At 36.9% G+C, this 18,883-nt stretch carries 19 protein-coding genes; 9 read left to right on the top strand and 10 right to left on the bottom strand.

What is annotated here, in order from left to right; all coding sequences use genetic code 11:
• Positions 1-41: 41 nt before the first annotated feature.
• Positions 42-515: a tRNA (cytidine(34)-2'-O)-methyltransferase gene (locus QLG01_RS09325; protein WP_002116042.1), complete on the top strand. Its 474-nt coding sequence runs from the start codon at positions 42-44 to the stop codon at positions 513-515.
• Positions 516-574: 59 nt separating this feature from the next.
• Here the strand turns inward: QLG01_RS09325 and QLG01_RS09330 are convergent, their stop codons facing one another.
• Complete coding sequence (locus tag QLG01_RS09330) at positions 575-2,134, bottom strand: PT dipeptide repeat lipoprotein (RefSeq protein WP_282496308.1); 1,560 nt, start codon at positions 2,132-2,134, stop codon at positions 575-577.
• A gap of 100 nt (positions 2,135-2,234) precedes the next feature.
• Between QLG01_RS09330 and QLG01_RS09335 the strand changes: the two genes are divergently transcribed.
• The 3 genes from QLG01_RS09335 (at position 2,235) to QLG01_RS09345 (ending at position 4,969) form a co-directional block, all read left to right on the top strand.
• Positions 2,235-3,425: a cupin-like domain-containing protein gene (locus QLG01_RS09335; RefSeq protein WP_199943695.1), complete on the top strand. Its 1,191-nt coding sequence runs from the start codon at positions 2,235-2,237 to the stop codon at positions 3,423-3,425.
• Between the two features lie 85 nt (positions 3,426-3,510).
• Positions 3,511-4,320 (top strand): DUF6502 family protein, encoded by an 810-nt coding sequence (locus QLG01_RS09340; protein WP_013196974.1) that lies wholly within the window; start codon positions 3,511-3,513, stop codon positions 4,318-4,320.
• Between the two features lie 16 nt (positions 4,321-4,336).
• Positions 4,337-4,969 carry a hypothetical protein gene (locus tag QLG01_RS09345; protein ID WP_282496331.1) on the top strand — a complete coding sequence of 211 codons (633 nt, stop codon included), beginning with the start codon at positions 4,337-4,339 and terminating at the stop codon, positions 4,967-4,969.
• A gap of 71 nt (positions 4,970-5,040) precedes the next feature.
• On the opposite strand, the gene QLG01_RS09350 is transcribed toward QLG01_RS09345, so the two are convergent.
• Positions 5,041-5,421 carry a helix-turn-helix domain-containing protein gene (locus QLG01_RS09350; RefSeq protein ID WP_013196976.1) on the bottom strand — a complete coding sequence of 127 codons (381 nt, stop codon included), beginning with the start codon at positions 5,419-5,421 and terminating at the stop codon, positions 5,041-5,043.
• Between the two features lie 116 nt (positions 5,422-5,537).
• Between QLG01_RS09350 and QLG01_RS09355 the strand changes: the two genes are divergently transcribed.
• The gene (locus tag QLG01_RS09355; protein WP_151822092.1) at positions 5,538-6,098 is read left to right on the top strand and encodes a flavodoxin family protein; all 561 of its coding nucleotides are present in this window, start codon (positions 5,538-5,540) and stop codon (positions 6,096-6,098) included.
• Between the two features lie 37 nt (positions 6,099-6,135).
• Here the strand turns inward: QLG01_RS09355 and QLG01_RS09360 are convergent, their stop codons facing one another.
• The 6 genes from QLG01_RS09360 to rpoD form a co-directional block, all read right to left on the bottom strand.
• Complete coding sequence (locus QLG01_RS09360) at positions 6,136-7,521, bottom strand: APC family permease (protein WP_013196978.1); 1,386 nt, start codon at positions 7,519-7,521, stop codon at positions 6,136-6,138.
• A gap of 266 nt (positions 7,522-7,787) precedes the next feature.
• Complete coding sequence (locus QLG01_RS09365; RefSeq protein ID WP_282496312.1) at positions 7,788-8,972, bottom strand: iron-containing alcohol dehydrogenase; 1,185 nt, start codon at positions 8,970-8,972, stop codon at positions 7,788-7,790.
• A gap of 1 nt (position 8,973) precedes the next feature.
• Positions 8,974-9,507, bottom strand: a complete 534-nt coding sequence (locus QLG01_RS09370) for a hypothetical protein (RefSeq protein WP_004789401.1) — start codon at positions 9,505-9,507, stop codon at positions 8,974-8,976.
• A gap of 81 nt (positions 9,508-9,588) precedes the next feature.
• On the bottom strand, positions 9,589-10,242 hold the full coding sequence (lipB, locus tag QLG01_RS09375) for a lipoyl(octanoyl) transferase LipB (protein ID WP_282496314.1): 654 nt from the start codon (positions 10,240-10,242) through the stop codon (positions 9,589-9,591).
• A gap of 206 nt (positions 10,243-10,448) precedes the next feature.
• Positions 10,449-10,736, bottom strand: coding sequence for a DUF493 domain-containing protein (locus tag QLG01_RS09380; protein WP_002116017.1), 288 nt, complete (start codon positions 10,734-10,736; stop codon positions 10,449-10,451).
• Between the two features lie 97 nt (positions 10,737-10,833).
• On the bottom strand, positions 10,834-12,717 hold the full coding sequence (gene rpoD, locus QLG01_RS09385) for an RNA polymerase sigma factor RpoD (protein WP_005310050.1): 1,884 nt from the start codon (positions 12,715-12,717) through the stop codon (positions 10,834-10,836).
• A gap of 358 nt (positions 12,718-13,075) precedes the next feature.
• Between rpoD and QLG01_RS09390 the strand changes: the two genes are divergently transcribed.
• The 3 genes from QLG01_RS09390 (at position 13,076) to QLG01_RS09400 (ending at position 15,196) form a co-directional block, all read left to right on the top strand.
• Complete coding sequence (locus QLG01_RS09390; protein ID WP_002116495.1) at positions 13,076-13,282, top strand: hypothetical protein; 207 nt, start codon at positions 13,076-13,078, stop codon at positions 13,280-13,282.
• Between the two features lie 74 nt (positions 13,283-13,356).
• Complete coding sequence (locus tag QLG01_RS09395) at positions 13,357-13,881, top strand: YecA family protein (protein ID WP_004789407.1); 525 nt, start codon at positions 13,357-13,359, stop codon at positions 13,879-13,881.
• A 226-nt stretch (positions 13,882-14,107) separates the two neighbouring features.
• The gene (locus QLG01_RS09400) at positions 14,108-15,196 is read left to right on the top strand and encodes a hypothetical protein (RefSeq protein WP_250375752.1); all 1,089 of its coding nucleotides are present in this window, start codon (positions 14,108-14,110) and stop codon (positions 15,194-15,196) included.
• 71 nt (positions 15,197-15,267) lie between these two features.
• Here the strand turns inward: QLG01_RS09400 and QLG01_RS09405 are convergent, their stop codons facing one another.
• Positions 15,268-16,200 (bottom strand): rhodanese-related sulfurtransferase, encoded by a 933-nt coding sequence (locus QLG01_RS09405; protein ID WP_005310055.1) that lies wholly within the window; start codon positions 16,198-16,200, stop codon positions 15,268-15,270.
• A 111-nt stretch (positions 16,201-16,311) separates the two neighbouring features.
• Between QLG01_RS09405 and QLG01_RS09410 the strand changes: the two genes are divergently transcribed.
• Positions 16,312-16,797, top strand: a complete 486-nt coding sequence (locus tag QLG01_RS09410; protein ID WP_005310058.1) for a DUF1289 domain-containing protein — start codon at positions 16,312-16,314, stop codon at positions 16,795-16,797.
• Between the two features lie 80 nt (positions 16,798-16,877).
• Here the strand turns inward: QLG01_RS09410 and gltA are convergent, their stop codons facing one another.
• A complete protein-coding gene (gltA, locus tag QLG01_RS09415) occupies positions 16,878-18,152 on the bottom strand; it encodes a citrate synthase (protein ID WP_004789414.1) in 1,275 nt (424 codons plus the stop codon).
• Positions 18,153-18,883 lie beyond the last annotated feature (731 nt).

Genomic DNA, 18,883 nt, shown 5'->3' on the forward strand with positions numbered 1-18,883 from the left:
TTATCTGAATTTATTGCTGGTTATTAAAGTCGAGAAAATTTGTGATTCATGTTGTCCTATACGAGCCTGAAATTCCTGCCAATACAGGCAATATCATTCGTTTATGTGCTAATACGGGCGCACAGCTACATTTAGTCAAGCCACTAGGTTTTGAATTAGATGATAAAAAGCTCAAACGAGCAGGTCTTGATTATCATGAATGGGCGCGTATGCAGATTTGGGACAACATTGAACTATGCCTTGCAGACTTAAAAGCTAAAGGTGTTGAGCATGTTTTTCCACTCACCACTAAAGGCTCAGCGACTCCACATACAGTCGATTTGAATCGACCTGTGGCTTTACTGATGGGGCCAGAAACACGTGGTTTGCCTGAGCATGTCCGCTTAATGTTTCCACAAGAACAGTGGATCCGTTTGCCAATGGCCGAAAACTCAAGAAGTTTAAATTTATCTAATGCAACCGCCGTGATTGTTTATGAAGCATGGCGTCAGCAGGGCTTTAAAAACTTAGGATAAGTTATCTAATTTTAAGTAAGAATAAGGCCACAGTTGTGGCCTTATTTGTTTTAGATGTCTTATTTAGGGAAAATTACACCACTTGCTAAATCATAATTTGTTGGTGAGTTGGTATAGACCGATCCAAGTCGAACTGCAAAGAACCAACCTAATTTACCTTGGTCTTGAATTCGATTTTCAACGAGATATGGCTCATCTGTTTCGGATGCAGCATCTTCAATAAATACTTTATATTCAATAGGCCCTGTATTTTCACTATCACGCTCAAATAGATAACCATCAATATTAAAGAAGCCTAGATTATTGTTCGCATCCACCAATCTATAACCTTCAGCTGCCTGCTCTTTAAGAAGTTTTTCAAGTTTTATTGCATCTTCCTTGTTAAACGGAATATGTTGTGGAACTTCAAAATAACGATACGCATAGGTTCCGTTATGTGTACTGCTATTTACACAAGTAGGTACATAGAAGGTTCCATTCGTTGTGCCGTTATTGGTGAATTCCGAGTTTGCGTAAATTAGCTTACAACCTTGTGCACCAAGTTCATTGAAGGCATTCAAAATACTCGTGCGAGAAGTGTTGGTTAAGAAGCGATTAGAATAAGAATATGTTGCTGGTTTCTTATCATTTTTAACAAATAAATATTTATCTGTATTCGAAGTTACTTCTCCAAATGAAAGTTTATATATATAGCCTAAGCTACCTTGTTTATTTAACTCATTTACCCATAGTAAATAACGGTTTGCCACTGAATTAGTTTTAACATCAACTGTTTTATAGGTGTATGTATCAGTGGTTTTATTGTTTTTGACATATAAATTTTTATATAGGGCAAAGCTACTATTAGGATTATCCAAACTGACTGATGGTGTGAGAAGGGCGTAGCCTTGGCGTCCTTGATCATTAAGTTGGGTTAATAGATCTGCCCAAGATTCTTTATTGTCCGCTAGTCTATAACTTGCTGTTGCCAATACTTGTGTCGGCTTTTGCATGCTTGCTGGTGGAGTTGTTTTTGTGAAGCAAGTATTCATGAGATCAAAGTTTGCTTGCTGCAAATAATTATGTATCGCATTTGGTTCATTCGTAGGGACTAGGCAGAATTGATTTGCATTTTTAAAACCTAAAATAGCAGATTGTTTTTGCTCCAATTCTCCAGCTACAACAAGCTGCCAATCTACTTTATTATAGCTTGAGGTTTGTATTGTCTGAGGTGCTCCAATATTTGAAACCAGACTAAAATCTTCAGCTTGGCGGTAACTTGCAACGATGTTACCTGTGCAGTTTGATTCATTCTCATAACGTACTGTTTCACTGGCAAATCGAACACTGTTATCAGAAACCTTAATAATGTTCATTTTTAGAGCAGAACCGTTAATACAACCTCCTTTGCCCGCTAACCAACTTCCAACAAAGCGATCCGCTACACTTGTTGGTGTTGGTGTTGGTGTTGGTGTTGGTGTTGGTGTTGGTGTTGGTGTTGGTGTTGGTGTCGGTGTTGGTGTCGGTGTAGGTGTAGGTGTAGGTGTAGGTGTAGGTGTCGAATCATTATCGTCAGACCCGCACCCACTTAAAGCTATAAAAATCAAAGCAATGCTGCTTCCTTTTACTATGTTATTCATCACATGAACCTTTTTTTATTAAAAATGTGAAAATTTAACATTTTTAAAATAGATCAATTATAATGCAGTTGTAAAGATCAAATTTGAAAAAAGGTTCAACATGGCAGCTTATAATCAAATTGAAATATTCGAACAAAGCCAAAAATGGTTTGACCAGTTGCCATTAGAATGGAAAAACTGGCTTGAAGAAAATTTAGAAAAAGGGTGTGGAATTGAACAGTTAGTCGATGTATTAAAAGCAAATGGATTTGAGCCAAGATTTGAAATGAATGATTTGAAATTTCAGACTTTATCGGATCATGATCAAGAGTGGATAATTGAACAAGTTTTAAATAAGGTCACGTCTGCGGAAATTATAAAAATATTAATAGAGCAGGGGTATGATGGTTTAAAAGTAAAAGAGTATTTAAATAATTTAGAAAATAATCAGCTATATAAAATTTTGAAGAAAAAGCATCATCAACTTAAAAAACGTGAATGGTTAATAGAAACTGTAGATCAATTGGCACAGCTAAACTCTGGCTATAGTGAAGAAATTCCTTCAATTATTGCTCCACAGTTCTCTGGCTTTATAAAGGATTACTATAGTCAACATCGCCCTGTGATTTTAAAAGAAGGAATAGAACATTGGCCAGCTTTGCATAAATGGTCTCCGCAATATTTTGCTTCTAAATTTGGCCATCATTCGGTTGAAGTTCAGATGAATAGAAATTTAGATGAACAGTTTGAAAGACATTCTCTATTACTAAAACAGAAAATGAAGATGTCAGAGTTTGTATCAAAAGTTATGTCAGTTGATGCCAGTAATGATTTTTATATGACTGCAAATAATGCGACCAACAGCCATCAGATGCTTCAAGAACTATTTTTAGATATAGGTGATTTTGCAGAAGGTTATTGTGACTTGGCTTTAAAAGATGAGCGTAGTTTTTTATGGTTTGGACCTAAAGGAACATTTACGCCATTACATCATGATTTAACGAATAATATGTTAGTTCAAATTTATGGACGCAAAAAAATAACTTTAATTCCTGCCTTGCAAGTTCCTCATCTATATAACGATCATTGGGTGTTTAGCGAATTAAGTAATGCAAAAAAAATTGATTTTGAAAAATATCCTTTGGCAAGATCAATCACTCCAGTGGAATGTATTTTGAATGCTGGGGAAGCTTTGTTTATACCAATTGGTTGGTGGCATAGTGTAGAAAGTTTAGATGTCTCAATCAGTATTTCTTTTACCCATTTTAATGCGCCAAATCATTATGTTGATCGGTTTCCAAAAGAGGTCTAAGAATGAAAATTGCATCTTAAACCGTTCAGTGTGACAATTGCTCGGCCCATACTGTTTTTCAAATATGAAGGAAAATTGTTACCCTATGACCACACTCCAAACGAACAATGCAGAACTTAATCAGAAGCAGGTATTAATGTTAATGGAATACCTGACGCAATGGTTAATTCGTTCAGGAGTGGGATATAACGACTTTGTGACTGCTTTGAAACCTGTTTTCTATCAACAGGCTTTAACTGAGCTAGAGCGTATAGAACAAAAGCCAACTGATTCAGCGGTCAGTTTACTTTCAGGGTTACATCGCAAAGATGTGAATGCCTTTAAAAAGGCGATGCAGGCTGGGCAGCCTTTAACAGAAGCAAAAGTAGCAGAGCCCGTAAGTGTTCCTGCTCGGGTGATTGGCTTGTGGCTTGCAGAGGGATTGGCAGAAAAAATTCCTTTTATTAGCGAAGATCAGATTAGCTTTGAAAGTTTGGTAAAGAAAGTTTCAACTGAAAAACACCCAAGATCTATTTTGAATGAACTTGAGCGTCTGAACATTGTGAAAGAACAAGATGGCCTTGTGGTGTTGCAGCAGCGTAGTTTTATGCCTGATGTTGAGCAATTCGAAGTTCGAAAATTATTAACGAATAACTTAGAGGCACATTTAGCTGCTGGAGTTCATAATTTATTTCAACCAGAAAAAGAACCCTATTTAGAACAAGCAATTTTTGCTGATGAACTAACAGATGAATCGATCACTTTACTTAAAGAAGCAAGTTTACGCTTGTGGGAAGATCTATCATTACAAGTACTCAAGTTAGCCATTGAACGTTGTGCACTCGATGAAGGAAAAGAGGGTGCAACCAAAATTTTCCGTTTCGGAGCTTATCAATATGATGAAAATAACTTATAAAAAATTAATAATATCCATGAGTTTCATTTTGATGGGTGGTCTTTTGACTGCTTGTGGAGAGGATTTATTCGCGGGTGGTGCCAGTTTAGGTGGATCGGGAAATCCGACTAAACCCGGTAAACCAGGTGATTATGAAACACCTGCCGATGGTGAGAAAGGTGACTCAAAAGATAATGAAATCTGGTTACCTGCGCCTGTTGAAGATGACTGTAATGGCTTGCATCGTAAATTACAGTTCCTAAATAATGTAACGCGTGAACCCATCGAAAAAGAAACAGTTTTTAAATATGCACAGCAGTTAACTTTAAATGGCACAATTGCATTGCAGATTACTCAAACTAATAAGGGATTAGAGAAAATACAAGAACGACAACCTGCATGTTATGTGCCTTTAGAACTCTATTTATTTGGAAATACTAAACGTTCTTATCCAGAAAATGAGTGTAAAGAGACTCAAACTTACGAATATCAGCCTAATGAAACCAAAACTTTCATTGTCAATTATCCTGCATTTGAAGTCATGAATGGTACTTGGAAATATGGTCTAGAAAGCATCTATTTGAAAAATGAGCAGGAGTTAAAACAATGCGAACCTTTAACTATTCAATTTAAAATAAGTGCGCCACCTGAACCGATTAAAATTAATTAAGTTGAGCGGCTTTTAAGCTAAGAAAAAAGCCTAATCGATCAAGTTCAATAAAATTTTAAAGGATGTATGGGTTAAGCTTGCTCTAGCACTTTTTCATCATAAGTCATTTGAGCTGCTAAAACTTGCTCAATATTGGTTTCGGCCCATTCCTTTAATTGGAATGCCATTGAAGCTACATTTTGCCCTAAAGCGGTAAGTGAGTAATCAACACGAATTGGGGATGTATTCTGAATTTTACGCTCAATAAAACCGTCTCTCTCCAGCATTTTTAACTTCTGTGATAAGACTTTAGGGGAGATACCTTGAATATTCTTTTTGAGCAAATTGAAGTGTTGAGTTTCTTCCTCAAGAACATTCAAAATCAATAAAACCCATTTATCTGCAATTTTTTCAAAAAATAAACGAGCAGGGCAATGTTGTTGAAAAATATTATATTTTAGACATTCATTCATACCATTTACCTATAATTTCTTGAAAAATTACCCTAGTTACCAACTAGTAACTAATTGACACCTAGTTTCTAAAATATATCATAAAGTGGAATTTAATAAAACAAAGGTTTGCTCCCATGTCTAACTCTAATATCGCGGTTGTATATTTCTCTGGTTATGGCCACACTAAAGTCGTGGCTGAAACGTTTGCAAACGAAATTAATGCTCAGCTCATCCAAATTGATCAAGATGGAAATATTACTGATCAAGATTGGCAGACATTAAATGATGCGAAGGGGATTGTTTTTGGTGCGCCTACTTATATGGGTACAGCGCCATGGCAGTTTAAAAAGTTTGCTGATGCAACTTCAAAAGTGTGGTTTACACGTGGTTGGCAAGATAAAGTATTTGCAGGTTTTACAAACAGCGCGAGCTTAAATGGTGATAAGCAAGTAACTCTTATTCAACTACAAACTTTAGCATCACAGCATGGTGGCATTTGGGTGAGTCTTGGCTTATTGCCAGCAAATACGAAAGATGCAACACGTGAAGATGTAAACAACTTAGGCGGCTCAGTTGGGCTTTTAGTTCAATCGCCTTCTGATGCAAGTGTGGAAGAGGTTCCAACAGGTGATCTTGAAACAGCAAAACTTTATGCTCAACGTGTACAAAGCATTGTAAATAAAATTTTTGGTTAATTTGACCATAAAAAAGGCGCTTTAAGCGCCTTTTTTATTACTCATGTTCATTATGCTGTGGAGCATTATATTTAAAGCCTTTGGTTTTATAGGCAAGATAACCTACACCAATAACGGCCCAAGCTAAGCCAATTTGTAAGGCAAGCTTATCAATCTCTAACCACATCATAAACACACTGGCAAAACCAAGCGTTGGTATAGCAATATAATTAATGATGTCTTTAAGCGTTTTATTCTTGCCATCTCTTAATGCATAGCGAGAAACTACAGAGAAGTTAACAAAACTAAAAGCAGTTAAAGCACCAAAACTAATCAAGTTAACAATATGCTCAAGATCTAGAAAACCAGCAGATAAAGCAACCACACCAACAATAAGAATGTTGTAAGTTGGAGTATGCAATTTTGGACTGATATGACCAAATAATTTCTTGTTGATGACCCCATCGCGTCCCATCACGTACATTAAGCGTGATACACCCGCATGGGCAGAAATACCTGATGCCATCACAGCGACTACAGCAAAATATAAAACCAAAGTTTTAAACATCAAACTACCAATCGCAGCGACCATCACAGGTTGTGATTCATCTAAAGGATTGAAGTAAGTGTTTGGATTGCTTGGGAAATATAATTGGATGAAGTAAGTACTTACAATGAAAATAATACCTGCAAGTAATGCTGTAGAAAAAATAGCTTTTGGTAGCGTTTTTTCTGCATCTTTTGTTTCTTCAGCAAGAGACGATAAAGCATCAAATCCAGTAAAAGAGAAGCAGAGTACAGTCGCGCCAGCAATTAAAGAGCTGACAGACGTCATATCGTTCCAAAAAGGAGTTAATGACCACAATGCTGCTTTATCTGGATTTAAAGTTCCATCTGCATATACACCTTGAGTAAGTAAGATATATACTTGATAAACAAAATAAAAAATTACGCCAAGCTGAATAACAACAATCGTACTGTTAAAACGTGCAACGAACCGTGCACCAAATAAATTAATAACAGTCATGAGCGTTGTTAAACCAATCACCCATAACCAGTTATTTACTTCTGGAAAAAGAGCTCTTAGATAAATATCTGCCAAGATAATATTAACAAGCGGTGACAGTAGATAGTCTAACCAAGAAGACCAACCCACCATAAAGCCAACATTAGGGTGAATTGATTTTTGAGCATACGTATAAGCCGACCCAGAAGAAGGGTAGCGCTTAATCATATGTCCATAACTGATCGATGTTAATAAGATTGCGACTAATGCAAAAATGTAGGAAGTTGGTACATGACCACCACTTCGTTCTGACACTAAACCAAAAGTATCAAATAACGTTAATGGCTGAATGTAAGCTAAACCAATAATAACAATATGCCAAAGTACAAGATTCTTTTGAAGCTTGCCTGTTGGTTTAGTCCCAGATAAATTTGTCAACGGCGTTATCCTCATAATCGTTGATCAAGGATCAGCTTGGTGTTAAGGATCGTTTGAGACGAACGATCCCCCCTACAGAAAAAGATAAAGTGCGCCAATCTATCCTAAATTGATATAAATTGTCAGTACTTTCATCTATTTTTTAGCAATTTTTTTGCCATATGTTTCAAATAAAATAATCAATAAAAATGCTTAGTGATAAAAAAGGTCTGATTCATTATATAAATCAGACCTTTATGGAATTTATTGAAGTTTAACTTATCGAATTACCAAGCTTTTTCTAAGATATCTCGGATATCTTTTAAGCTTGCTTCTTTCGGGTTATAAATAATTGAGCCATCATTTAGTGCTTTTTCTGCAACTTCATCAAGCTGTGCTTCAGTTACTTTACCTGTTTCACGTAGAGTGCGTGGTAACTTTGTTAAAGTAAATAGGCGATCACGCATTGCTAAGATAGTCGTAATTGCTCTATCTGCACGCTGTGTTGCAGGCGTTTGTGCATAAATATCTGCACCAGCAAGCGGTAATAGTAACTCACCAATTTTCTGACCATTTACTTGTTTATTATATTCAAGTACATAAGGTAAGAATAAATTCATGCATAGACCGTGGGGTAGGTGAGCAACAGCACCTAAAGCATGTCCTAAAGAGTGAACTAAGCCGACCATTGAATTAGAAAATGCAATACCCGCCATTGTTGAAGCTTGAGCTAACTCTAAACGGCCTTGTGAGTCATTTGGGTTTTCTAAGACATTAAAGAGATTTTCACTAATCTTTTTAATTCCGGCACTTGCATAAGCATCACTTAATGGATTGGCAGCCATACATGTATAGGCTTCAACACAATGCGTTAATGCATCCATACCAGTCATTGCAGTTAAATGAGGTGGTAATGTAAGCGTCATGCGTGGATCCAAAATCGCTGCATGTGGCATTAAATAATAAGAAGCAAATGCTAACTTAACATTCTTTTGAGTATCTGAAACCACAGCAACCATTGTTACTTCAGAACCAGTGCCAGAAGTTGTTGGAATCACAAAAAATGGTTTTAATGGCTTCGGTAGGTTGTGAGCACCTGCATATTGCAATAAGTCATTTCCACCTTCAGATACCAAAATGTTGGTTGCTTTAGATGTGTCTATAACTGAACCGCCACCTACAGCAATGATCGCATCACATTTATTTGTACGATAAGCTTCTGCTGCAAGACGAACGACCTCTAAACTCGAGTCGGGTGGAACATCATCAAAAACGTGACCAATGACAGCATCAGTTGTACTAAATGCAGCTTCAATCGGATTTAATAAGCCGTTTGCACGTACACCTTTATCTGTAATGATAAGAGGGCGTTTTGCACCCAAAGTTGCAAGCTCAAAAGGAATATGTTCTAGCGCAGCATTACCAGCAATGACTTTTACAGGACAAAAGAATTCGTAATATGGTTTGGCCATGTTATGCGCTCCGCTTGAAATAGGACTTGGCTACTTTTAGGTAAATATTTGCAGCTTCGTTGAATTTTTCTTTTAGGCTAAGTTCGGTTGGGTATTCTTTGACTGCTAGTGAAGCAACCAATTTAGGTAAAATAAGAGCTTCCATTTTATTTAGGCAACGTACTAAGCGGATAGCAGCAGATACATCACCATCGGCAATCATTCGGTCATTGGCAAATGCTTGAGCAGTACTTTCTTGAAAAGAAAACACCAAAAAGGCATGGGTGACATGTTTGAATGTAATCGTTAAGTCTGGTTTTCTTTCAGCTCTTTGAAGTAGTTCTAACTGTTTGTCTTCTGTCACTCGAGCAAAAAATGCTGGTCCATTCGGGAAAACATTCATTGAAAGTACAAAGTGAACAGGAAATTTAGATACTTCCTCTTGTATTTCAGTGTCCACTTGACTTGCCATGACCAAGCCACGACCAATAACATCCATCATGAGCTTAACGTAGGCAAGTTGCAGAGTCGGCTTTACCGCTTTTGTCGAAATCACTCGCGTATCCCTTGTTAAAATTATGCGAAAGCAAATTTAGAGTAATTACTCTAATCCATTTTTATTTCATCGCAAAGCGATTTATTCATATTTGACTTTAGGGTCATTAAAGTACCCAGTACTATTAATATACTCAATAAAGTCCTGACAGAGTTGACCAAATGATGGATAGGGAGTCACTAAATCTTGTATACGTACCATTTCTAAGCCTGCATAGCCGCAAGGATTGATGGTCTGGAATCCATTTAAGGCACAGTCCAAGTTTAATGCTAATCCATGATAACTTCGACCACGACGAATTTTAAAACCTAAAGAACCAATCTTACGACCATCTACATATACCCCAGGTGCATCGGGCTTGGCATAAGCTTCAATTCCATATTTTTTTAAAACATCTATCATGAATTGTTCAGCAAAACTGACCAATGTACGTACGTTCCATTTTAGACGATTAAGATCAAACATGAAGTAAGCCACAAGTTGACCAGGTCCATGCCAAGTCACTTGTCCGCCACGGTCAGTTTGTACGACTGGAATATCTGAAGAAATTAGGATGTGCTCAGGTTTACCAGCTTGACCTTGTGTTAAGACATTATGATGTTGGAGTAACCATAACTCATCAGGCGTATCTTGATCACGCTCATTTGTTAAGAGTTTCATGGTTTCGAACTTGCTTTGATAATCTTGTAAATCGTTCCATTGGCGAATGATCAAGTTGGGTTTATCAAGGCTCATCACAATATCTTCCTATAAGTTGGTTTCTGCGGCACCCAGTTAATATCTGCAAGATAGAAGCCGAAAACCCTGTAATTTTAAAGGATTTTATAATAGGGTTTCTAAATATTTGTATTGTTTTTTCACTGTTTGATAGCTTAAAAATTTCTCAAAAAAAATACCACAGTAAGAGTGTCTGACTGTGGTATTGATTGAAGAACTTAAAATTAAAGCGCAGTTCTAATCTGCGGGCAAGCAGCCAAGTCAGCATAAAGTGCATGAACTTGTTCTAATTCTTCAAAGCGCAATTGTGCTGTTAAAGAATGATACTTGCCGGTGCGAGATTCTTGAACTTTTAATGTTGAGTGGTCGAAGTCTGGGAAATGTTTCACCAAAATATCGACTACAGCAACACGTAATTCTTCACCCGCATCGCCAATAAGTTTAATTGGATAATCCATCGGAAATACCCAAAGATGTTCTTGTAGTTCGCGAGATGGAGTGCGGTCTAACATAAGTTACCTCATGATTTGAAACGCCTGCATTATCGCAGGCGTTTATAGCTCTTTCTATTAAATGAGGCTTGGTTTTGAAATTTCAAGCCTTCAAAACTTAGTCATTTTCCAAGAAAGAACGTAAGTGTTCAGAACGAGAAGGGTGGCGTAATTTGCGCAATGCTTTCGCTTCAATCTGACGAATACGTTCACGTGTTACATCAAACTGCTTACCCACTTCTTCTAGGGTGTGATCGGTTGGCATATCAATACCAAAACGCATCTTCAATACTTTTGCTTCACGTTCAGTTAAGTTTTCCAATACTTCGCGTGTTGCTTCTTTTAAGCCTTCTGAAGTCGCAGCATCAATTGGAGAAGTGATGTTTTGATCTTCAATGAAATCACCAAGATGCGAATCTTCATCATCACCAATAGGTGTTTCCATTGAAATCGGTTCTTTGGCAATCTTAAGTACCTTACGAACCTTAACTTCGTCCATTTCTAAACGTTCACCTAATTCTTCAGGTGTTGGTTCACGGCCCATTTCTTGTAACAATTGACGAGATACACGGTTGATCTTGTTAATCGTTTCAATCATATGTACAGGAATACGAATTGTGCGAGCCTGATCGGCAATAGAACGGGTAATCGCCTGACGAATCCACCAAGTTGCATAAGTCGAGAATTTATAACCACGACGATATTCAAACTTGTCTACCGCTTTCATCAAACCAATGTTCCCTTCTTGAATCAAGTCAAGGAACTGTAAACCACGGTTGGTATATTTCTTCGCAATCGAAATTACCAAACGAAGGTTGGCTTCTACCATTTCTTTCTTAGCACGGCGTGCTTTCGCTTCGCCAATCGCCATACGCTTAGAAATATCTTTAATTTCAGCAACGCTTAAACTAAGTTCTTTCTCAATATCTGCAATTTTTTGCTGGAATGCTAAAACATCCGGACGAACTTTTTCTAAATGCGCCTTGATTTCAGCAGGAGCTTTAGCAATCTGTTCATCTAACCAAGCTGGATTAGATTCTTGCTTAGGGAAAGATGTACGGAATTGAGTACGGTCCATACGGCCACGACGTACTGCGTAACGCATGATTTCACGTTCATTGGCACGAATTTGTTCATGTGTGCCACGAATCATTTCAGAAATGATATCGAATAAACGTGGTGTAAATTTAAACATCATGAACACAGTAGCTAATGCTTCTAAAGCTTCATCTGCTTCAGGGCTGTTACGGCCATGTTTCTCAATAATACCTTTTGTTTTAGTCCATGCAGATTCAAGTTCATTAAAGCGAATTTTTGCAACTTCAGGGTCTGGACCAGACTCACCTTCAGAATCATCGTCGCTTTCTGACTCTTCATCTTCTTCGTCATCGTCAAGCTTAACTTCTTTTGCTGGTGTAGCTGGCGCATCATCTTCTTCAAGTTCTGTTTCTTCTTCTAGAACTTCAGGAATATCTTCGTCAGTTTCCGGGTCAAGATAGCCAGATAAAATATCGGCAAGGCGACGTTCGCCAGTCAAGAAATCATTATATTCTTTTAATACAACTTCAACAGCATTTGGCCAGTACGCAATTGAATTAAGGACATCACGGATCCCTTCTTCAATACGTTTTGCAATGCTGATTTCACCTTCACGGGTTAACAGTTCAACTGTACCCATTTCACGCATGTACATACGTACAGGATCTGTCGTACGTCCAGGCTCATTTTCAACCGATGCAAGTACGGCAGCAGCTTCTTCTTCAGCAACTTCATCAGCTGTGTCAGTTGACTCACCGAACATGGTATCGTCAGATTCAGGTGCACGCTCGTGTACAGGAATACCAACGTCTTGAAGCATTTGAATAATGTCTTCAATCTGTTCGCTTTCAGTAATCGAGTCCGGCAGATGATCGTTAACCTCAGCGTAAGTTAAGTAACCTTGTTCTTTGCCTCGGCTAATCAGAGCCGCTACTTGAGAAGTAGGGGAATGCATATCGCTCATCTTTGCTTACTCTTCGTTGAATCTGTGGCAGTGAAAAACCGTGCATGATAGCACAATTTGCTTGAAATGTTTTGGGTTTGGTCGGTAACCGTTAAATAAAAAATATCTTTGAATTCACGTCTGTTTTTTGAATATTGGGCTAAAATCATTTTTTTCAAGCTTAAATCATAGAAAAGATCATAGAATTTTTTCTTGATCAAAAAAATAGTTGAGTTTTATAAATACACAATTTTTCGGGTGAAAAAAAGTACAAATATGCAGTTTAATGAAAAAAATATAAATAAAACTTGACATGATTCTGTAAGAGAGATAAATAGCGCCTAGACCCATTCACATTTTTTCATTAGAGGTAGTTTTAGTGTCTTCTACAGATTTTGAACTAGATGATAACTACGGTGATGATGATGATGTCGGTTTTGATGAGTCATCAGGCAAAATCACTGCGAAAGAATCATTAGAAAAACGTAGATTAATTGATGATCTATTGGCTCAACGCCGTTTAGAGCGTGAGTTGAAAGATTTTGATTACGATTTAGACGATGATGATCTTGATGATGAAGACTAATCAAATCTGAATAGGGCATCGTCGGCTTAAATGCTATGCTATCGTAGATTTCTTTTTTATAGTCAGGTAACACAATGAGTGCGTTAGATTTAGACCAATTAAGTGAATATCTAGATGGAGACCACAATGAGTATGGTCTAGATTTCGCTGCAACTCATGGTTTTCTGTGTGCAATTGCAGTAGGCCCTCAGTTTGACCGTTGGTTAGATGAGCTGTTTGATAATAACCATAAAAAGGTTCCTGCTGAAATTATTCAGCAAATCAAGGCGTGGTTAGAGTCAATTCGACAAGACTTAGCAAATGAGAATGGAATTGTATTTCCATTTGAAATTGAAGAAGCTGATGTTGAATCTAGCTTAGGCGACTGGAGTGTGGGATTTGTTGATGCGATGTTCTTAAATGAAGAGGCATGGTTTGCCCCTGAACATGAAGAACAATTAATTGATTTAACTTTACCAATGATGGTATTTAGTGGAATTGATGAAGAAGATCCGCAGATGGAATCTTTCCGTCGTAATGGACAGTTAATGGATGAACTGGCAGAAGAAATTCCAGATAATTTGAATGAATTATATTTGATGTACCATACTCCAAATTAATTTATTAGAAGAAATAATAAATAACGTCCTTTCTAGGGCGTTTTTTATTACCTGAATTTTTTAATAGGTAATTGAGCATAATAATATTTTTACATTAATTTTATTTATATATAATATTTATTGTTATTTTAAAATTATACTTTTAATAGAGTTTAATTTACCTATCATCATGTATTAGTCCATGGTTGATATAAAAATTTTTAGTGTTATAACAATGCGATTTAATATGAATATAATTTGTAAAATTAGTGGCTTGCTCTCAGTAATATTGCTTATAGCTTGTGGTGGTGAAAATAGTAACAGTGTTAGTGAGGATAAAATTTCACAATCTAATCAAAATGAAGTTACTTATAAATTAATCTCTGGTACAGCATTTTCAAATTCTGCTTTGAATGGTGCAAATGTAACAGCAATTTGTAAAGATGGAGCTGGTTTTAAAAATACTGTAAATGTTAATGTCCAAGGTAAATGGCAAGGTGAAGTAGACAATAGTAAGTTTCCTTGTCGTTTACAGGTAAAGGCTAATGGACAAAGCTACTATAGTTATGTCGAGCGTGAGGATAATGTAAATATTAATCCGCTTACGGATATGGTCGTTGCTTATGCTAGTAACCAAGTTCCTGGAACGTGGTATCAATCTGGAACCATGACTACAGAAAAGTTAAATTCTGCAAATTCTGCTTTGGTAGCTGAACTTATTAAAAAGGGGTATGGTATTAATAATGATATGGATCTATTTAATGCTGAGATGAAAGCAAATAATCCTATTCATCAAGCTATTCAAGAGTTATTGGAAGCTATTAAGAATAATAGAGACATTAAAGACTATGATGCACTGTTAATGTTAATTAAAGATGGAAATTTATCTCAATTACCGGTGAAATCAGATCAAATTCTTGTCAATCCTTTAAATATTAATATAGATACGACGGCTTGCCAACAATATGACTCAGGTATAATTGAAAGATATAATTATTGTACTTCAGATGTTTTACCTGATTTTAAGGAAGATCAGTTAATTACACCTTTTGGTGAAAAGTGTAGTTTAACAAAAGTGGGTGATATGCTCACAGTTAGTAATGGTAAATTGACTATATCTACGTTTATCAATAAAGACGAGAATGATGGGATTCCTTCGAAAACATCTATTGGTACTTTATTTGTAGCCTCTAATCCTGTTTTATCGGCCCAAGAGGATGTTTTATATAATATTGGAATTTCATTTCTGACTAATGGGCAAATTAATGGTGTAAGTGCTGGTAATGGGGAGGGTGATGCTTTAGTTTGTGCAACAACTAGATCACGTACCTCATAATAACGACTCATATCTTAAATTTGCTTTATATAACCTATTATGAAGAGGGCATCATTTGATGCCCTCTTTTATTACAAGCGTTTACGCTTTGCAGCTGCAATTTGCGACTGGCGCATACGGAAACCAGCTTTTTGTTTTTCAGTTGTCTTGTCGATGCAATACACGCATGAAACACCATGTTCATAACTCGTTAAAGCTGACTCTTCTGGAGTTAATGGCCAACCACACGCATGACATTTAATATTTACGCCTTCTTCAACGCCATGAGTTACAGCTGTACGTCCGTCAAATACGAAACATTCGCCTTCCCATAAACTTTCATCGGCTGGGGTTTCTTCTAAGTATTTAAGGATACCGCCTTTGAGGTGATAAACCTCTTGGAAGCCTTCTTGAAGAAGTAAAGATGTTGATTTTTCACAGCGAATACCGCCTGTGCAGAACATCGCAATTTTTTTATCTTTATGTTGCTCTAGCTCTTTTTTGACATATTCTGGGAACTCGCGGAATGTCTCGGTTTTCGGGTCGATTGCACCTTTGAAAGTACCCGCCTTATATTCATAGTCATTACGCGTGTCGATTAAAATTACATCATCACGTGCAATTAAATCATTCCATTCTTTTGGATCAAGGTAGTGGCCCACTAAGTCGCGGGGTTTAACCTCAACACCTAAAGTCACAATTTCTTCTTTAAGTTTAACTTTCATTTTACGGAAAGGTTTGTCAGAGCTATGGGATTCTTTGTATTCCATAGAAGCAAAACCTTCATTAAGCAAAAATTGATAGAGACTATCAATTGCTACACGATCGCCCGCAACAGTACCATTAATTCCTTCACCTGCTACAATCAGAGTTCCACAAAGGTTAATTGTTTTCACTAAGTCTAATAGACGTTGCTGAAGATCTGCAGGATCTTGAACTTCTTTAAATTGATATAGTGCTGCAACAACCCAACCCGCGGTCGCTTGCTGTTCTACAGGTGCAAGCTGTTCTACAGTAGCGTTCATGGAAAACTCCAAATGTATTAAGATATAAATTTAAGGCGCATATTTTAGCGCGAAAATGTGTAATAAGCGAGAAAACCATAAAAAGTATATGGTTTATTTAAGGAGTTTGTTTTGAGTAATGATCATCGAATGCTCTCTCTCACCCCATGTGCAGGGCGTTGTTCAACAGTTTTTGGTGATCAGGTGTGCCGTGGTTGTCGCCGTTTTAACCATGAAGTGATTCAATGGAATACGTATACAGCAGAGCAACGCTTGGCTGTGTGGAAGCGCTTAGATGATCAGTTGAATCAAATCCTAGTACCTATGTTGCCTCATGCGAACTTACAGCATGTAGAGGGATTTATTTTAAGTAAGCGTGTTCGGTTGATGGAAGGGGCGAGTAAAGGTCGCAAGCTTTATCATGCTTTAAAAATATGTGAAAAAAATAAGCATCTGGCAACAGAAAGTGGTTTGGGTATTTCAGAACCTCAAGTCAAAACAATCTGGGTTGAATTTGAAAGACGTGTTCTAGCTTTGGCTAAAGCGAGTTATGAGTTGGCTTGGTTAAGAGCTGATGGAATTAGTCATCATTTATTAAGTGTGTTTGATGAAGAATAAGTTTTTAAATTGAATTGAAAATACCACAATAAAAAAGCTGCCAGAAGGCAGCTTTTTTATCATTAATTTTCTTTCGAATATTAACGTTTGATGTCGCGCTGAGTCGGGCCAGTGTAAAGCTGACGAGGACGACCGATTTTGTATGGTGCGCTGTGCATTTCTAACCAGTGGCTGATCCAACCTACTGTACGTGCAAGAGCAAAGATTACTGTAAACATTTCTGTTGGGATACCAATCGCTTTAAGGATGATACCTGAGTAGAAGTCTACGTTAGGGTAAAGTTTACGTTCAACAAAGTACGGGTCGTTCAATGCAATACGTTCAAGTTCCATAGCAAGCGCTAATTGAGGATCATTGATATTTAATGCTTCAAGAACTTCGTCACAAGTTTGTTTCATGACTTTAGCACGTGGGTCGAAGTTTTTGTACACACGGTGACCGAAGCCCATGAGTTTAACTTCTTTACGTTTTACTTTTTCCATGAACTCAGCAACGTTTTCTACACTGCCGATTTCATCAAGCATCTTAAGAACAGCTTCGTTTGCACCACCGTGAGCAGGTCCCCAAAGCGCAGAAATACCTGAAGAGATACATGCGTATGGGTTTGCACCAGTAGAACCAGCAAGACGTACTGTAGATGTCGAAGCATTTTGTTCGTGATCAGCGTGAAGCGTGAAGATACGATCCATTGCACGAGCAAGAACAGGATTTACTTTGTAATCACGGTCAGCAGGAGTAGCAAACATCATGTGTAAGAAGTTTTCCGCGTAATTTAAGTCATTACGTGGATAGATGAATGGTTGACCTACTGTGTATTTGTAACTCCAAGCAGCAAGTGTTGGAATTTTTGCAATTAGACGAATCGCAGTGATTTCACGGTGATTGATGTCTTCAATGTCAAGATTGTTGTGATAGAACGCAGATAATGCACCAACAACACCAACCATGATCGCCATAGGATGAGCATCACGACGGAAACCATTGAAGAAACGGCTAACTTGGTCGTGAACCATAGTGTGAGCACGAACTTTGGCATCAAATTCTGTTTTTTGTTCAGCAGTTGGGAGCTCGCCATTTAATAATAAATAACAAGTTTCAAGATAGTCTGCTTGAGTTGCTAACTGGTCGATTGGGTAACCGCGGTGTAATAAAATACCTTTGTCACCATCAATGAACGTAATTTTAGACTCGCATGCAGCTGTCGCCATAAAACCAGGATCGAAAGTAAAATGACCTTCTTTCAATATGCTGCTGACATCAATTACATCTGGACCTAAAGTGCCACTGTAGATTGGTAAACCAATTTCTTTGCCATCAAGATGTAATACGGCTTTTTTGCCATTTGCTTCAGACATTCAATAGATCTCCTGTCCTGGTGAATGTTGATCTGACTCGAAATCCTAATGTTCTCATGTGCGAATCAGACGGTGTCAAAATTTGCTATAAGATTAGTGAGTACTGAAATTTTGTCAATTATACTTATGGATAAAAAATAACGTTCTCACAGAGAGTTAGTCATCAAGACCCGAGCAAAAAAGTCAGTAAAATCACTGCATCGGGATGGTATAATAAGTCAATTCAACAACAACGTGCAGAAAAAAAATGAAGTATCAGTACAATTGTAAGCAAATTTTTAAATTAAGATTGGGAATGGTAAGTCGGTAGAAAATGCCAATCCAATTAAAAAAATCATAAAACTCATGGTGTAATTTAAAATTGCTAATCAAAAAAAACTCTATTTTTATTTAGTTGTAACAAAGAATGTTGATGTTTTTTTAAGTTTAATTGTATAAAAAATAGCTAATTGAACAGCTTTAAAATAATTAAAAATTTTATTTTCAATAAAAATTGCTTTCTCAAATGTATTTTAGATTGACTGATTTGTATTGAATCCAACTAACTTCACTTAGTTGAATTGTAGCTTTTATTGAAAATATGACCAGTTACTAACATTTTTCTATTTATATGATGAATTTATGACTTTATCTTTAGTCTAAAATTTGCTTATTTAAAAGAAATTGCAGAAAAAATGAAATTAAATAAAAAGTTATTTTAAACAATAACATGATGGAACTCTGCATGCCAT

It is taken from the genome of Acinetobacter sp. V89_4, from assembly GCF_029967875.1.
GTDB lineage: Bacteria > Pseudomonadota > Gammaproteobacteria > Pseudomonadales > Moraxellaceae > Acinetobacter > Acinetobacter oleivorans.

Excerpts from the sequence above, each read along its gene's own strand:
- QLG01_RS09330 (WP_282496308.1), bottom strand. The coding sequence starts at position 2,134 with ATGAATAACATAGTAAAAGGAAGCAGCATTGCTTTGATTTTTATAGCT.
- QLG01_RS09335 (WP_199943695.1), top strand. The coding sequence starts at position 2,235 with ATGGCAGCTTATAATCAAATTGAAATATTCGAACAAAGCCAAAAATGG.
- QLG01_RS09340 (WP_013196974.1), top strand. The coding sequence starts at position 3,511 with ATGACCACACTCCAAACGAACAATGCAGAACTTAATCAGAAGCAGGTA.
- QLG01_RS09345 (WP_282496331.1), top strand. The coding sequence starts at position 4,337 with ATGAGTTTCATTTTGATGGGTGGTCTTTTGACTGCTTGTGGAGAGGAT.
- QLG01_RS09350 (WP_013196976.1), bottom strand. The coding sequence starts at position 5,421 with ATGAATGAATGTCTAAAATATAATATTTTTCAACAACATTGCCCTGCT.
- QLG01_RS09355 (WP_151822092.1), top strand. The coding sequence starts at position 5,538 with ATGTCTAACTCTAATATCGCGGTTGTATATTTCTCTGGTTATGGCCAC.
- QLG01_RS09365 (WP_282496312.1), bottom strand. The coding sequence starts at position 8,972 with ATGGCCAAACCATATTACGAATTCTTTTGTCCTGTAAAAGTCATTGCT.
- lipB (WP_282496314.1), bottom strand. The coding sequence starts at position 10,242 with ATGAGCCTTGATAAACCCAACTTGATCATTCGCCAATGGAACGATTTA.
- QLG01_RS09380 (WP_002116017.1), bottom strand. The coding sequence starts at position 10,736 with ATGTTAGACCGCACTCCATCTCGCGAACTACAAGAACATCTTTGGGTA.
- rpoD (WP_005310050.1), bottom strand. The coding sequence starts at position 12,717 with ATGAGCGATATGCATTCCCCTACTTCTCAAGTAGCGGCTCTGATTAGC.
- QLG01_RS09395 (WP_004789407.1), top strand. The coding sequence starts at position 13,357 with ATGAGTGCGTTAGATTTAGACCAATTAAGTGAATATCTAGATGGAGAC.
- QLG01_RS09400 (WP_250375752.1), top strand. The coding sequence starts at position 14,108 with ATGAATATAATTTGTAAAATTAGTGGCTTGCTCTCAGTAATATTGCTT.
- QLG01_RS09405 (WP_005310055.1), bottom strand. The coding sequence starts at position 16,200 with ATGAACGCTACTGTAGAACAGCTTGCACCTGTAGAACAGCAAGCGACC.
- gltA (WP_004789414.1), bottom strand. The coding sequence starts at position 18,152 with ATGTCTGAAGCAAATGGCAAAAAAGCCGTATTACATCTTGATGGCAAA.